The following is a 15,365-nucleotide window of genomic DNA, read 5'->3' as shown; positions in this document are numbered from 1 at the left end:
CGCGCCACAGCGATTCCGGCCAGATGCAAGACCCGACCGCCCTTCTGTCCTCGATCTTCGGCTTCTCCGGCTTTCGCCCCGGTCAGGCGGAAATCGTCGATGCGGTCATGGCGGGCAAGAACACCCTTGCCATCATGCCAACGGGCGGCGGCAAATCGCTCTGCTTCCAGCTTCCCGCGCTCTGCCGTGATGGCGTTACCGTCGTCATCTCGCCGCTCATCGCCCTGATGCGCGATCAGGTCCGCTCGCTTCGCGAAACCGGCGTCGAAGCCGGCGCCCTGACATCCGGCAACACCGACGAGGAAACCGAAAGCGTCTTCGCCGCCCTCGACGCAGGGAGCCTGAAACTGCTCTACATGGCCCCCGAACGCCTCGCCTCCTCCGGCACGCTGGCCCTGCTGCGCCGCATCAACACCACCCTCATCGCCGTGGACGAGGCGCATTGCGTGTCGCAATGGGGCCACGACTTCCGCCCCGATTACCTGCGTATCGGCGAACTGCGCCGTTCGCTGGGCGTCCCGCTCGCCGCCTTCACCGCCACAGCGGATGAAGAAACCCGCGCCGAAATCGTCACCCGCCTGTTCGACGGCGTGCAGCCCGAAACCTTTCTGCGCGGCTTCGACCGGCCCAACATCCACCTCGCCTTTGCGGTCAAAGACACGCCCCGCACGCAGATCCTGCGCTTTGCCGCCGCGCGGAAGGGCCAGTCGGGCATCGTCTACTGCGCCACCCGCGCCAAGACCGAAACCCTCGGCCAAGCTTTACGCGAAGCGGGCCACTCCGCCTGCCACTATCACGGCGGGATGGAGGCCGAAGACCGCCGCCGCGTCGAAATCCGTTTCCAGCGTGAAGACGGGCTGATCGTCGTTGCCACCATCGCCTTCGGCATGGGCATCGACAAACCCGATATCCGCTGGGTCGCCCACGCCGACCTGCCCAAATCCATCGAGGGCTACTATCAGGAAATCGGCCGCGCCGGACGCGACGGCGCACCCGCCGAAACCCTCACCCTCTACGGGCAGGATGACATCCGCCTGCGCCGCTCCCAGATCGACGAAGGCGTGGCCCCGCCCGACCGCAAGGCCGCCGATCACGCCCGCCTCAACGCGCTCCTCGGCCTTGCCGAAGCCACCGCCTGCCGCCGTCAGGTGCTGCTCGGCTATTTCGGCGAAACCTCCGAACCCTGCGGCAACTGCGACCTCTGCGACCGCCCCGCCGACCTGTTCGACGCCACCGATGCCGTGCGTAAGGCGCTGTCCGCGATCCTTCGCACCGGCGAATGGTTCGGCGCGGGCCACCTCATCGACATCCTGACCGGCACCCCGACGCCCAAGGTCAAGGAACGCGGCCACGACCAGCTTCCCACCTATGCCGTGGGACGCGACCTGACCAAACCCGCATGGGGCGCGGTGTTCCGCCAGATGATGGGCCGCGACCTCGTCCGCCCCGACCCCGACCGCCACGGCGCCCTCCGGATGACCGATGCCGCCCGCCCCATTCTGCGGGGCGAGGAAAACATCACCCTGCGCCGCGACACCGTGGCTTCCGCCCAACCCCGCGTGGCGATCAAAACCCTGACCTCGGACGAAGACGCCCCCCTGATGTCGGCCCTGAAAGCCAAGCGCCGCGCGCTGGCCGAACAGGCCAACGTTCCCGCCTATGTCATCTTCCCCGACCGCACACTTGCCGAAATGGCCGAAAAGCGCCCCGCCAACCTCGATGAATTCGCCCGCATCAACGGCGTTGGCGCGAAGAAACTGGAAAGCTACGGCACAGCCTTCCTTACCGTCATCAACGGCGCCGCCGCCGAACTCCACCCCCAGCGCATGCGCCTTGCCGGACGCGACGCGGGCCAAGTCTACGACCGCCTCGCCGATGAACAACTCCGCCTCTCGCGCGGCGAGGATGGCACCGGCAAATACCTCTCCGTCACCCATTCCACCCTGCGCCAGATCGCCGAACTGCGCCCCTCGACCATCCCCGAACTCGACCGGATACAGGGCATGGGCGCCCAAAAGACCGAACGCTTCGGCGAAGCTTTCCTCGGCGTCTTGCGCGACGCCTGACGCGCCCTAAGTCGAGTGCCACAGGAGACCTCCATGCTGACCGTGATATCCCCCGCCAAGCGACTGGACGAAACGCCCCGCCCCCTGCCCGCAGGGCTGGACCCCACCACCCCCGATTTCGGGGCCGAGGCCGCAAAACTCGCCCGCATCGCGCGTGACCTCTCGGTTGCCGACCTGCGCGCGCTGATGGATATCTCGGAACCGCTCGCCAAGCTGAACCACGACCGCTTCCGCGCCTACAAACCCAAGCCCGACCCCGCCACGCTGAAACCCGCCGCCTTCTGCTTTGACGGCGACACCTACGCGGGGCTCGAGGCGAAAACCCTCGACCCCGACGCGCTCTTGTGGGCGCAAGACCACCTCCGCATCCTCTCGGGCCTTTACGGCCTTTTGCGCCCGCTCGACCTGATCCAACCCTACCGGCTGGAGATGGGCAGCAAACTTGCAAACCCCAAAGGCCCCGACCTCTATGCCTTCTGGGGCCGCAAGATCGCCAATGCGCTGAACGACGCAGGCGAAACCGCAGGCAGCGAAATCCTCGTCAACTGCGCCTCGAACGAATATTTCCACGCCGTCGACCGCAAGGCCCTGAAACTCCGCATCATCACCCCCACCTTCCTCGAGGTGAAAGCGGGCGAAGCAAAGATCGTCTCGTTCTTCGCCAAGAAAGCCCGCGGCGCCATGGCCCGTTTCATTTCGGAACACCGCCTGACCGACCCCGCCGACCTGACCGGCTTCACCATCGGCGGCTACGGCTACGATGCTGACCGCTCCGCCCCCGACGCACCCGTCTTCCTGCGCCAAGCGGCTGCCGAAGCCGCCTGAGCGATTTCTCACGAAGAAATCGCGGCAAAATCTGACGCAGATTTTGGCTCCACGCCCGACCGCGGAATTTGCGTCAAATTCCGGCGCGATTTCTTCGCAAGAAATCGCTCACGCAAACACCCCCTGACAGAACCACCCCCCGACACATCCCCGCCATGGGCATAGAACAGCCACAGCCGCGTGCCATCCTCGGTCTCCATGCGCCAGTAATCGCGCGGGCCTGACCGCCACTCGGGCCGGTCCAGCCACCATTCCGGCGCGATCCGCTCCGGCCCAGTCGCCACCCGCGTCACCCAGTCGCGCCTGCGCCAGCGAAAACCTTTCGGCGGCACCGGCCCTTCCGGCCCCGCCACCGGCTCGGGGCGCAGCATGACCAGCGGTCGCGGCCGCCCGCAGCCTTCCCACGGCTTGCCCAAAGGCTGCGACCATGCCGCAGCCAGCACCTGAAACGCCCGCTCGGGCGCATGGCTTTCGGCCGGATGGAACCGCGTCACCGCCTCGGCCCCCAGCCGCGTGCCCAGCTTGCCGATGATCTCGTCCAGCGCGGTATCCTGCGGCACGGGGGCGGCATCTTCCCCCATGCGGGCGCGAAACTGCACGGCCATCAGCGGCTCGGTCAGCACCGCCTCGATCCGAAGCATGTCGATCCCGAAGCCCGCGTCGATATCGCCCAGCTTCAGCGCCAGAAGCGGCCTGATGCTTTCCACCCGGTCCGAGGCCCGCGCCAACCCCACCTCGGCCACCTGCACATCGCCATCGGCGCGGAACGCCTGCAACCGCACCCGCCGTGCCCCCCGCGACCGTGAGGCGAGCTTGGCGCACAGCACCGGCAGCAACCGGTCCACCCCCGCCTCGACATCGCCGAGCAAACCGATCGGGTCAGGAAAGCTCAAGCGCGCCGCGAAATGCAAAGGCGCCTTGGCCGGCGTGACAGGCTCGATCTCCAACCCGAAGGCCTGATCCAGCCGCCGCAGCACCATCGGGCCGAACCGCTTGGGCAGCGTGGCGCGGGGCAGCACCGCCAGATCCTCGATCCGCCGCACGCCCAGACGCGCCAGCCCTTCGACCACATCCGCCCCAAGCCGCAGCGCCGCCACCGGCAGCGGTCCCAGCATCTGCCGCGCACGCCCCTCGGGTGCGATCACCCCCTGCGGCCCTGCAGGCGCCACCGGACCCGCCCGCCGCCGCACCGCCTTTGACCGCGTGGCATGGGCCTCTTGCGCGATATCGTCACCCGACCGTGTCTCGGCCCCGCCACCGCCCCCGCGCCCCGCAAACCGCGCCAGCGCCCAGGCCGCCCCCGGCGTATCGGCCAACCCCGCCCGCAGCGTCAGCCCCATCGCCTCGCACTCGTCCGCCACCTGTTCCATCAGCGCCGCTTCCCCGCCAAACAGATGCGCGCATCCCGTCAGGTCCAGCATCACCCCGTCCGGCGCATCCTCGGCGACCCAGGGCGAATATTTCCCCAGCCAGCGCCGCAGCACCGTCAGAAACGCCGCCTCGGCCCGCTCGTCCTGCGTCACCGTATCCAAGGCGGGACAGATCGCCCGCGCATCGCGCAGCCCCTGCCCCTCGAACAATCCCAGCGCCCCCGCCTCGGGGTTGACCGACACCAGCACCTGCGCCCCGTTCCGGTCACCCACCACCGCAAAGGGCGCAGGCAGGGCCGCCCCGCGCCGGCGCAGCACCCGCTCGACCCCCAGACGGGGAAACCAGATCACAAGGATTCGACGTTTGGCCATAAATGTTCCCGTTATGTTCCAAACATACCGCAGCCATGGCCCGAGTCCACCCCCGCCCCGCCCCCGCTGACAATGCCGTGATACAGGCTTTCGGCGTGACAAGGTCACTTCCGTGTCACACGACCCCCCTTATAGTCGGTCTCCAGAGTTCAGGGAGAAACGCATAATGAAATTCACCAAAACCCTCGTCATCACCGGCTTCGCCTTTGCCGCCACCGCCCTTTACGCAGCCGAACGGACCGACCCCAACGCCATTGCCCGCTCTGAACTGATGGAAACCATCGGCGGCGCGACCAAGGTTCTGGGCGGCATGGCGGGCGGCAAGGCCCCCTATGACGCCGCCGCCGCCGAAGCGGCCAAGACCGCGCTGGCCGAAGCCGCAGCCAAGATCACCGCCACCTTCGAAACCCAAGGCGGCGCCGATCCGGCGGATGAGGCAAAGCCCGAAATCTGGGCCAACTGGGATGATTTCGTCAAGAAATCCGGCGCACTCGAAGCCGCCGCAACCGCGCTCGACGCCTCCTCGCTCGAAGGCGTGCAGGCCGGCATGGGCGCCATCGGCGGCACCTGCAAGGATTGCCACACCGCCTACCGGATGTAAGACTGACGCAACGCAGACCAAAAAGCCCCCGCACAAACGGGGGCTTTTTTCTGTGACAGGTTACCCGCAGAACACCCGCGAAATCATCCGGTAGCGGTCCAGCTCGATGTTGATACGGTCGGCGTTGTAATCCATCGTCACCGCCGACCCCGCCTGAATGACCCGCAGCGGCTTGTTGAACCGTATCGTCTCGAGCACCGTATCGGGCGATCCGACCAGATATTGCAGGTCATAGGCCCCGCAAGTGTTCGGGCTTGGCGCATCGGCAACCGGCACGCCCATCGGCTCGCACCCGGCCAAAAGCGCGGCCACCGCAACCGCCACCATCATCTTTCCCATCGTCCCGTCTCCCGCTGTTTTTGCCATCCAACCTCGCCAAACGCCCGAACGCCCGCTTCGTTCCGTTACCGGTTCTTGTCGGTTTCACACGTTGCAATCCTGCGGTGTTTGGGCAACCTACCACCAAACCAAGACAGGAGCATCCCATGCGTACCCGCGCCGCCGTCGCCATGGCCCCCGGCAAACCCCTCGAAGTGATGGAAGTGAACCTCGCCGACCCGCGTGAGGGCGAGGTTCTGGTGGAAATCAAGGCAACCGGCATCTGCCACACCGACGAATTCACCCTGTCGGGAGCCGACCCCGAAGGCCTGTTCCCCGCGATCCTCGGCCATGAAGGCGCGGGCGTGGTCATCGCCGTCGGTCCGGGCGTCAAATCGCTGAAAGTGGGCGATCACGTCATCCCGCTTTATACCCCCGAATGCCGCGAATGCCCGTCCTGCCTGTCGCAGAAAACCAACCTCTGCACCGCCATCCGCACCACCCAGGGCCAAGGCCTGATGCCCGACGGAACCTCGCGCTTCTCGATGCTCGACGGCACCCCGATCCACCACTACATGGGCTGCTCGACCTTCGCCAACCACACGGTCGTGCCCGAAATCGCGCTGGCCAAGGTGCGTGACGATGCCCCCTTCGACAAGATCTGCTACATCGGCTGCGGTGTGACCACCGGCATCGGCGCAGTGCTGAACACCGCCAAGGTGGAAATCGGCGCGAAAGCGGTCGTGTTCGGCCTCGGCGGCATCGGCCTCAACGTCATCCAGGGCCTGAAAATGGCCGGAGCCGACATGATCATCGGCGTCGACCTCAACAACGACAAAAAGGCATGGGGCGAAAAGTTCGGGATGACCCACTTCGTCAACCCCAAGGAACTGGCCGAAGGCACATCGGTCGTCCAAGCCATCGTCGACCTGACCAAGACCCCCTTCGACAAGATCGGCGGGGCCGACTACTCGTTCGACTGCACCGGCAACGTCAAGGTGATGCGCGACGCGCTCGAATGCACCCACCGTGGCTGGGGCCAGTCGATCATTATCGGCGTCGCCCCCGCAGGCGCGGTGATCGAAACCCGCCCCTTCCAGCTTGTCACCGGCCGCATCTGGAAAGGCACCGCCTTTGGCGGCGCACGCGGCCGCACCGATGTGCCAAAAATCGTTGACTGGTACATGGACGGCAAGATCGAGATCGACAGCATGATCACCCACATCCTGCCCCTTGAACGCATCAACGAAGGCTTCGACCTGATGCACAAGGGCGAGTCGATCCGCTCGGTCGTGGTCTACTGACCCGAAATCGGCAGCGCCGATCCGGCGCACGCCAACCACCCCCGCGTAGGGTGCGCCTTTACGGCGCACCTTCGTGGGCCAAAGATGGGTGCGCCGTAAAGGCGCACCCTACGGCGTCAGGGACGGTTCACGTCCCTCTCGGTCAGACCCGTCGCGTCGATCTCGTCATCGTCCATACCCGATTCCGCCTCGACCTCGCTCACCGGACGGCTCGACCGGAACCCACCCGACAGGCTGTCGCCGCCGCGCCCGTCATCGATTTCCACCTCGGTGCGCCGCACCGTGTCGGAAACGGTTTCCTCGTGGCTGTCATGCGTCCGGCGCAGCCCGACCTCCTCGACCACGCGCGCCTCTTTCGAGACCACGGCTTCCTCGCGGTATTCCTCGGCCTCGATGCTGCGCTCGCGGAACAGGTCGCCATCGCCCGCGCCAACCGCACGGTCGACCGGATGGCGGTCGACCTCGACCCGCTCTTCCTCCAGCCGCACCGTTTCAGTCACCGGCTCTTCCACCACATAGGACCGCACGCGCACCCGCCCGTGGCTGGTATCACGCTTGCCGACGCGCAAGCGCTCCTCGACGATGGGCACCGTCTCGTCGCTATCCGAAGACCGCAACCCCGAAGCCCCGAGCGCGGACCCCGAAACCGAACCGCTGCTGCCCATACCGGACCGCCCCTCGCCCGCCAGTTCCGACCCCATACGCCCCGCGCCAACCGCGCCCGCCCCATAGGACGACCCGCCGACATTCTCCGACGCATAGCCGGTTCCGGCCCCTACTCCCGCCGAACCCGAAAGCCCGCGGCTCTCATCCGACGACACAGCGCCACCGCTCCAGCCTTCCGACCGCCAACTTGCCGCCCGCTCGTCGATATCGACCGCGCCCGCCTCTTCCAGCGCATCCATCACCAAGTCGTAAGAAGCCGAGGTCAGCCCCGTCGCCGTGACCAGATAGCCCCCGCGCGACAGCCCTTCGGCATAGGTGCTGCGGTCCTCGTCGGGGAACAGGAAATCGCCCAGCCGCTCGAAAAACCCGCGTTCATCGCGCTCCTCGATGTCCGACATCGCTGGCCCGCCCGCCCCTTCGGTCACCTGCACCTGCCCGCCCAGACCCAGGGCGCGCAGCCGCTCGGCTGCACTTTCCGCCTCGGCCCGGCTGTCGAAAAAGCCCGTCACAATCGTGCTGCGGGCCGAACCGAGTGCTACCGATCCATCATCATAGTCGCTCATCGCTCTCATCCTCTTGGTTGATGTTGATTGGCAAAAGGAACGGCTCCTCGCCGTCCCGCTCGATCACCACGCGCTGCTGGCGCAGCGGAACGCTGGTCGCAAACGTCTCGACCGTGGCTGTGCGGCGCAGATGGATCTCCTCGCGCAGCACAAGCCGCCGCTCGACCACCAGCACCTCCTCGACCACCGGAACGATGGTCACATCGCCCTCGACGCGCGTCACGGGCATCGCGTCCACCTCGCGGTCCACCGGAACCCGCGTCACCTCTACAGTCTCGCCCCGCAGGTCGGCCGTCACCGGCTCGTCCAGTGTTTCGGTCGTCACCCGCAACCGCACCCGACCTGAAACGACCCGCCGCGTTCCGACGACCAGCCGCTCCTCGGCCAGCGGCAAAACCGCGTCGTCGTCCTTGTCGCGCTCTCCCATCCGGTCCTCGCCCGTAGGTTACAGGGCCAGTGAACCCGCCGGGACCGGCAGGGTTCCTGTGCCGCGCTCCCCGCCAGACCTGCGCTTGCACAGGATCAAGAAAGCCAGCCTTTCCCCCACGCGCGCTTTGGGTCACAAAGGACGAAACGGCCCAAAGGACACCCAATGCCCGAACCCCGCGCCCCCCGCCTCGCCGTGCTGATCGACGCCGACAACGTGCCATCGGGCTATGCCGAGGCGATCTTCGAGGAAATCGCCGGTCTGGGCGAAGCATCGGTCCGCCGCATCTATGGCGACTGGTCCGCCCAACGCCTCGGCGGCTGGGCGAAAAAGGTGGCCGCCCTCGGCCTCGTCGCCGACCAGCAGTTCTCCAACACCAAGGGCAAGAACGCCTCGGACATAGGGCTTGTCATCGCGGCGATGGATTTCCTGCACTCGGGCCTGTTCGACGGCTTCGTCCTCGTCTCCTCCGACAGCGATTTCACAAGGCTGGCCGCCCGCATCCGCGAACAGGGGCTCGACGTGTTCGGCATCGGCGAAAAGAAAACGCCCGAAGCCTTTCGGCAGGCCTGCAAACGTTTCATCTACGTCGAAAACCTCGGCTCGCCCGATGAGCCCGAACCGCAGGCCGACCCCGCCCCGCGCAGCGCCGCCCGCAGCGAACCAACCGAACCCAAACCGCAAAGCGGCGGCAAGGAACCTCCGGCCAAGGCGATCCCCCTGATCGTCGCCGCCATGCGCGCCATCGACCCCGATGGCGAATGGTATTCGCTGGGTCAGGTCGGCCAGTATATCACCCAAGCCAATCCCGATTTCGACACCCGCACCTATGGCAGCGCCAAACTCTCCGACCTCGTCCGCAAGATCAGCCGCTTCGAGGTGAAATCCGGCGCTGGCAGCCAGCTGCAAATGCGCGATGTGGCCTGACCGCCGCGCCAAAATCCTTCCAGAAGGATTTTGCCCCTCCCCCTCGCCGGAAAATCTTTGCCAAAGATTTTCCGGCCCCCGCCCGGGACTTTTCAGGAAAAGTCCCGGGCGCCCGCGGCCTGTGTTCCAAACGGCTAAGTCTGTAAATCCGTGCCGATTGCGCCTATCCTCGGGCCTTGCGAAAGGAAAATCATGCAGATCGAACTCGGCCTCGACACCTTCGGTGACACCTCCTTCGGTCCCGACGGGCAGCTGAAACCGCATGATCAGGTGTTGCGCGATGTGGTCGCCCAAGGCGTCCTCGCCGACGAGTTGGGCGTGCATTTCCTTGGCCTTGGCGAACATCACCGCGCGGATTTCGCGATCTCCTCGCCCGAAATCCTCCTCGCCGCCATCGCCGCCAAGACAAGCCGCATCCGCCTCGGCTCGGCGGTCACCGTGCTTTCGTCCGACGATCCTGTCCGCGTCTTCCAGCGGTTTTCCACGCTCAACGCCATCTCGGACGGCCGGGCCGAGGTGATCCTCGGGCGTGGCTCCTTCACCGAAAGCTTCCCGCTCTTCGGCTATGCGCTCGACGATTACGAACGGCTGTTCGAAGAAAAGCTCGACCTCTTCGCCCGCCTCGTGCGCGATGAAACCGTCACATGGTCCGGCCAAACCCGCGCGCCCCTCACCGCGCAAAAGGTCTTTCCCACCCTTGGCGCAGGGCTTCAGGTCTGGGTCGGCGTGGGCGGCAGCCCCGAATCGGTCGTACGGGTGGTGCGGCAGGACCTGCAGATGATGCTCGCCATCATCGGCGGCGACCCGCGCCGCTTCAAACCCTATGTCGATCTCTACCACCGCGCCTGCGCCCAGCTTGGCCGCCGTGCAAAGCCCATCGGCATCCACTCTCCCGGCCATGTCGCCGCCACCGACGAACTCGCCGCCGAACAGCTCTGGCCGCATTACAAGGCGATGTTCGACCGCATAGGCGCCGAGCGCGGCTGGCCCTCCGTCACCCCCGAACGCTTCATGGACGAGGTGACCCAAGGCTCGCTCTATGTCGGCGCACCCGAAACCGTGGCCCGCAAGATCGCCAGGGCCATGTCAGACCTCGGCGTCACCCGCTTCGACATGAAATACGCCACCGGCCCCATGCCACATGAAACCCTGCTCGAAGGCATCCGCCTCTATGGCGAAAAAGTCATCCCGCTGGTGCAAGACCTTCTCGCCACTCCCGCCACAACCCGCTGATCCGGCATTTTCTGCCGTCAAATATCCTCCGGGGTGAATTGCCGCGGCACGCGGCAAGAGGGGGGCGAGCCCCCCTAACGCCCGAGCGCGCAAGCGCGAGATATCGCTCGCGGCCCCAATGGGCCGCTCCGCCAGATCACCGCCCGGAAAGGATCAGGCCAGATAGGGCCGGAACGCCACGACCACCTGCTCATAGACCGACCGCTTGAACGGCACGATCGCGGCAACCATCTCGTCGGCGCCGATCCAGCGCCAGCGGCTGAACTCTGGGTGCTCGGTGGCAATGCGTATCGCGTCGTCCGAACCCAGAAAGCGGAACAGGAACCACTTTTGCCGCTGTCCGCGATACTTGCCGCCCCAGACCTTGCCCAGCAAGTCCGGCGGCAGGTCATAGGTCACCCAATCCTCGGTCTTGGCGACGAATTCGACCAGATCGGCGGTGACACCGGTTTCTTCCCACAACTCGCGCAACGCCGCCTCGCGCGGCTTTTCGCCCGGATCGATCCCGCCCTGCGGCATCTGCCAGGCCTCGGCAGTCGAATCCAGCCGCTGGCCTGCGAAAATCTCGCCCTTCGCATTGATAAGAACAATCCCCACGCAGGGGCGATAGGGCAGGTCGGATAAGGTCATCGCAGCACTTTCCAAATGGGGGCCGCCCCGCAGGGGGCGGCCGCTCCGGTCACGGCTGCTGGGCCTGCGCCACGGTCGACAGCCCGTGGATGATGTCGACGGCATAGGCAAGCTGGTAATCCTCGTCGCGCAGCTTGGCCGCCTCTTCCACCTTGGCGCGTTCCTCTTCCAGCAACTTGCGCTCGTCCTCGGTCATCGAATCGTTCGACAGGATGCCACGCAGATCGGCCTCGGTCCGCCCGCCTTGCGCGTTGACCTCGGGTCCGGCTTCGGTCGCCGGATCGACGGCCTTCGGCTGGTTCACCACGATATCCGGCATCACCCCCAAAGCCTGGATCGACCGGCCCGACGGCGTGTAATACCGCGCCGTGGTCAGGCGCATCGCGCCCTGCCCGCGCAGCGGCACCACGGTCTGCACCGACCCTTTGCCAAAGCTCTTGGTGCCCACCACGATGGCGCGGTGATGGTCCTGCAAGGCCCCCGTCACGATTTCCGACGCCGATGCCGACCCGCCGTTGATCAGCACCACCACAGGCTTGCCCTTGGTCAGATCGCCCGGCGTCGCGTTGAACCGCTCGCCGTCCTGCGGGTTGCGGCCCCGCGTCGAAACGATCTCGCCCTTTTCAAGGAAAGCGTCCGACACGTTGATCGCTTCGGTCAGCAAACCGCCCGGATTGTTGCGAAGATCGATGACGAAGCCTTCCACGTTGTCCAGCCCGCCCAGTGCTTCGACACCCTTCTTCAACTCGGCCTCGAGGCCCGGAGTCGTCTGGTCGTTGAACGTCGACACCCGCAGCACAACTGTCTGACCGACCGTGCGGCCCTTGACCGCCGTCACCTTGATCGTGTCGCGGATCAGCGACACGTCGAACGGGTCTTCGGTCCCCTCGCGCACGATGGTCAGGATGATCTCCGAACCGACAGGCCCGCGCATCTTGTCCACGGCCTCGTCAAGGTTCAGCCCCATCGTGCTTTCGCCGTTGACCTGCGTGATGAAATCGCCCGCCTTGATCCCGGCCTTGTCGGCAGGCGTGCCGTCCATGGGCGAGACGACCTTGATATAGCCCTCTTCCTGCGTCACCTCGATGCCAAGGCCGCCGAATTCACCCCGCGTCTGCACCTGCATGTCGGCAAAATCGTCGGGCGCCATATAGCTCGAATGCGGGTCGAGCGATGTCAGCATCCCGTTGATTGCCGCCTGGATCAGCTTTTCGCTGTCCACCTCCTCGACATATTGCCCGCGCACCCGCTCGAAGATGTCGCCAAACAGGTCAAGCTGCTCGTAAACCGAGGTGCTCTTTTCGGCTTCCTGGGCGATCAGCGGACCGGCGACCTGCGTCGTCAAAAGCGCGCCGGCAACGGTGCCGCCCAGCGCGGCCATCACAAACTTCTTCATCCGCCTCAATCCCTTCCTACGGTGAACCAGTCTTCCGGGTTCACCGGATCGGCCCCTTGCCGCAATTCCATATAAAGCGTTTCCGTCTCGCGCACGCCACCACCATCTTCCGACACCGACAACAGATCGGCAAGCGTCGGATCGGTCCCCCCCATCAGGCCAAGCGGCGCGCCGGCAGAAACCACCTCGCCCACTTCTCCATACACGGTCTCAAGCCCGGCAATAACCAACAGATAGCGCCCCCCCGGCTCCAGGATGATCACATTTCCGTAGTCGAGCAGCGGCCCCAGATACCGTATCGTCGAAGGCCATGGCGCCGTGACCAGTGCGCGCGGCCTGACCGACAGCGTCAACCCCGGCCGCGCCACCCCCGCCGCATCCGCCTCGCCGGGGCGGCGCAACACCGACCCCACGACCGGCAGCGGCAAGCGGCCCTTGGCGGTGATGAAGTAATTCTCGTCATCCTCGACCGGCGCGAGGCCCGACGCAAAGGCATCCAGCGTATCCGCACTCTCCAGCAACCGGCGCAATTCGTCGGGGTCTTCGGCAAAGCCGCGCGGCAGTTGCGTGCGCTCCGAAATCGCCTGCGAAAGCGCCGACCGCGCCGCTTGCGCCGCCTGAAGCCCCCGCGCCAGCGTATCGCCCGCCGCAAGCTGCAAATCGCGCAGGTCGCGCAACTCCTGCAACTCGCCCTTCAGCCGCATCGCCTCGCCCTGCAGCGCGGGCGTCACATCGGCCAGCATCATCCCCGACCGCACCGTGCCCAGCGGCCCCGAAGGATGCAGCATGAGCAGCGGCCCCGGTTCCGCTTCAAGCTGCGCCAGAACCGCCACCAACTGCCCGATCCGCTCGCGCTGCGCGTTGAACTGCAAAGAAAGCTCCGTCTCGCGCAGGCTCGCCTGACGCAAAGCCTCGCGCAGCACGCCAAGCCCGCTTTCATAGGCCGCGATCGTCTGGGTCAGCGCCGCCACGCGGTCCTTGCCGCCCTCGGCCGTCTGGAGCGCCGTCACCGCCTTTTGCAGATCGGCCGCAGCCTCCGCCGCCTGATCGGCCACGCCCTGCGCCACAACCGGCGCAGCAAGGCAGACCAACAGGGCAGCAATACGAAGGATCATGCGATCAGGCTGCGTCCGGTCATCTCGGGCGGCAAGGGCAACCCCATCAACCCCAGCACGGTCGGCGCAAGGTCGGCCAGCCGCCCACCGCGCAACACCGCCCCCGCAGGCCCGCCGAACAGGATCACCGGCACCGGATTGGTCGTATGCGCGGTATGCGGCCCGCCCGTCACGGGGTCGATCATCATCTCGCAATTGCCATGGTCGGCACAGACCACCATAGCGCCGCCCGCAGCCTCCAGCGCAGCCAAGGCACGGCCAAGCCCGCGGTCCACCGCCTCGCAGGCCTTGATCGCGGCCCCCAGATCGCCGGTATGCCCCACCATGTCGGGATTGGCGAAATTCACCACGATCAGATCGTAGCCATGCTCGATCGCCTGCACCAAATGATCCGAAACCTCGCCCGCGCTCATTTCGGGCTGCAAGTCATAGGTCGCCACCTTCGGCGATTTCGGCATCGCGCGCGCCTCGCCCTCGAACGGCACCTCGCGGCCCCCGTTCAGGAAAAACGTCACATGCGGATACTTCTCGGTCTCGGCCAGCCGGAACTGCGTGCGCCCCGCCGCCGCCACCCATTCGCCCAGCGTGTTCGGGATCGCCCGCTTGGGGTAAGCCGTCTGCATATAGGCGTTATGCGCGTCGGAGTATTCCACCATCCCCAGCATCGCCGCCAAGGCAGGGCGCTTGCCCGTCTCGAAATCCGCAAAGGCCGGATCGCCCAGCGCAGCCAAAATCTCGCGCGACCGGTCGGCGCGGAAGTTCAGGCAAAACACCCCGTCCCCGTCGCGCATCCCCGCGTAATCGCCAATCACCGTCGGGGCCACGAACTCGTCCGTCTCGCCCTTGGCATAAGATGCCGCCACCGCCGCCGCCGCATCGGCCGCAACCTCGCCCGTCCCGCGCACCATCGCGCCAAAGGCGCGGCCCACGCGGTCCCAGCGGTTGTCGCGGTCCATCGCCCAATAGCGCCCGATCACCGTCGCCACCCGCGCCCCCGCAGGCAGGCCCGCGACCAGCTCGTCGATGAACCCTGCAGCCGAACTCGGTGCCACATCGCGCCCGTCGGTCACCGCATGCAGCCAGACCGGCACGCCCAGCGCAGTGATCGCACGCGCCGCCGCCAGCACATGCACGATATGCCCGTGCACCCCCCCGTTCGAGATCACGCCCATCAGATGCGCCGCCCCGCCGCTCGCCTTCAGCTTGGCCACAAAGGCCAGCAGCGCCTCGTTCACCGCAAAAGACCCGTCCTCGATCGCAAGGTCGATCGCGCCAAGGTCCATCGCCACCACGCGCCCCGCGCCGATATTTGTGTGCCCGACCTCGGAATTTCCCATCTGCCCCGTGGGCAGCCCCACATCCGGCCCATGCGTCACCAGCGTGGCATTGGGGCAAGTCGCCATCAGCCGCCGGAAATTCGGCACATCCGCCAAGGCAGGCGCATTCCCCGCAGTCACATCCGACAGGCCCCAACCGTCAAGGATGCACAGCACAACGGGTTTGAAATTGGTCATGGCGCGGCCCCTCCGGTCTGGTTGCGCCTCAATAGCGC

General features: G+C 66.3%; 14 protein-coding genes. 6 read left to right on the top strand and 8 right to left on the bottom strand.

Features of this window, described 5'->3' with window-relative positions:
* Nucleotides 1-23 precede the first annotated feature (23 nt).
* Nucleotides 24-2,066 (top strand): DNA helicase RecQ, encoded by a 2,043-nt coding sequence (recQ, locus tag HYN69_RS01100; protein ID WP_108434117.1) that lies wholly within the window; start codon nt 24-26, stop codon nt 2,064-2,066.
* 33 nt (nt 2,067-2,099) lie between these two features.
* Nucleotides 2,100-2,891, top strand: a complete 792-nt coding sequence (gene yaaA, locus HYN69_RS01095; RefSeq protein WP_108434116.1) for a peroxide stress protein YaaA — start codon at nt 2,100-2,102, stop codon at nt 2,889-2,891.
* Between the two features lie 8 nt (nt 2,892-2,899).
* On the opposite strand, the gene HYN69_RS01090 is transcribed toward yaaA, so the two are convergent.
* Complete coding sequence (locus HYN69_RS01090) at nt 2,900-4,633, bottom strand: Y-family DNA polymerase (RefSeq protein ID WP_108434115.1); 1,734 nt, start codon at nt 4,631-4,633, stop codon at nt 2,900-2,902.
* A 166-nt stretch (nt 4,634-4,799) separates the two neighbouring features.
* Here HYN69_RS01090 and HYN69_RS01085 point away from each other — a divergent pair, with 166 nt between their 5' ends.
* Complete coding sequence (locus HYN69_RS01085) at nt 4,800-5,234, top strand: c-type cytochrome (RefSeq protein ID WP_108434114.1); 435 nt, start codon at nt 4,800-4,802, stop codon at nt 5,232-5,234.
* A 60-nt stretch (nt 5,235-5,294) separates the two neighbouring features.
* Here the strand turns inward: HYN69_RS01085 and HYN69_RS01080 are convergent, their stop codons facing one another.
* Nucleotides 5,295-5,573: an I78 family peptidase inhibitor gene (locus tag HYN69_RS01080; RefSeq protein WP_159082316.1), complete on the bottom strand. Its 279-nt coding sequence runs from the start codon at nt 5,571-5,573 to the stop codon at nt 5,295-5,297.
* 146 nt (nt 5,574-5,719) lie between these two features.
* Here HYN69_RS01080 and HYN69_RS01075 point away from each other — a divergent pair, with 146 nt between their 5' ends.
* Nucleotides 5,720-6,856 carry an S-(hydroxymethyl)glutathione dehydrogenase/class III alcohol dehydrogenase gene (locus HYN69_RS01075; RefSeq protein WP_108434112.1) on the top strand — a complete coding sequence of 379 codons (1,137 nt, stop codon included), beginning with the start codon at nt 5,720-5,722 and terminating at the stop codon, nt 6,854-6,856.
* A 116-nt stretch (nt 6,857-6,972) separates the two neighbouring features.
* On the opposite strand, the gene HYN69_RS01070 is transcribed toward HYN69_RS01075, so the two are convergent.
* Together HYN69_RS01070 and HYN69_RS01065 are read right to left on the bottom strand one after the other, a co-directional pair.
* A complete protein-coding gene (locus HYN69_RS01070; RefSeq protein ID WP_108434111.1) occupies nt 6,973-8,085 on the bottom strand; it encodes a YsnF/AvaK domain-containing protein in 1,113 nt (370 codons plus the stop codon).
* Nucleotides 8,072-8,512: a DUF2382 domain-containing protein gene (locus HYN69_RS01065; protein ID WP_108434110.1), complete on the bottom strand. Its 441-nt coding sequence runs from the start codon at nt 8,510-8,512 to the stop codon at nt 8,072-8,074. The genes HYN69_RS01070 and HYN69_RS01065 overlap by 14 nt, the downstream gene beginning before the upstream one ends.
* A gap of 165 nt (nt 8,513-8,677) precedes the next feature.
* On the opposite strand from HYN69_RS01065, the gene HYN69_RS01060 reads away from it, so the two are divergent.
* Together HYN69_RS01060 and HYN69_RS01055 are read left to right on the top strand one after the other, a co-directional pair.
* A complete protein-coding gene (locus HYN69_RS01060) occupies nt 8,678-9,439 on the top strand; it encodes an NYN domain-containing protein (RefSeq protein WP_108434109.1) in 762 nt (253 codons plus the stop codon).
* Nucleotides 9,440-9,631: 192 nt separating this feature from the next.
* Entirely contained in the window at nt 9,632-10,672 is a 1,041-nt protein-coding gene (locus HYN69_RS01055) for an LLM class flavin-dependent oxidoreductase (RefSeq protein ID WP_108434108.1), read from the top strand.
* A 153-nt stretch (nt 10,673-10,825) separates the two neighbouring features.
* Here HYN69_RS01055 and HYN69_RS01050 read toward each other — a convergent pair whose 3' ends face one another.
* From HYN69_RS01050 to gpmI, 4 genes are read right to left on the bottom strand one after another with little or no spacing between them, the layout of a single operon-like run.
* Nucleotides 10,826-11,302, bottom strand: a complete 477-nt coding sequence (locus tag HYN69_RS01050; protein ID WP_108434107.1) for an RNA pyrophosphohydrolase — start codon at nt 11,300-11,302, stop codon at nt 10,826-10,828.
* Nucleotides 11,303-11,351: 49 nt separating this feature from the next.
* The gene (locus tag HYN69_RS01045) at nt 11,352-12,698 is read right to left on the bottom strand and encodes a S41 family peptidase (RefSeq protein ID WP_108434106.1); all 1,347 of its coding nucleotides are present in this window, start codon (nt 12,696-12,698) and stop codon (nt 11,352-11,354) included.
* A 5-nt stretch (nt 12,699-12,703) separates the two neighbouring features.
* Entirely contained in the window at nt 12,704-13,813 is a 1,110-nt protein-coding gene (locus tag HYN69_RS01040; protein ID WP_108434105.1) for a murein hydrolase activator EnvC family protein, read from the bottom strand.
* Nucleotides 13,810-15,327: a 2,3-bisphosphoglycerate-independent phosphoglycerate mutase gene (gpmI, locus tag HYN69_RS01035; RefSeq protein WP_108434104.1), complete on the bottom strand. Its 1,518-nt coding sequence runs from the start codon at nt 15,325-15,327 to the stop codon at nt 13,810-13,812. The genes HYN69_RS01040 and gpmI overlap by 4 nt, the downstream gene beginning before the upstream one ends.
* Nucleotides 15,328-15,365 lie beyond the last annotated feature (38 nt).

The organism is Gemmobacter aquarius (genome assembly GCF_003060865.1).
Lineage (GTDB): Bacteria > Pseudomonadota > Alphaproteobacteria > Rhodobacterales > Rhodobacteraceae > Paragemmobacter > Paragemmobacter aquarius.
Note: the sequence above shows the minus strand (reverse complement) of the source record. Positions and strands in the feature narration are given on the sequence as shown.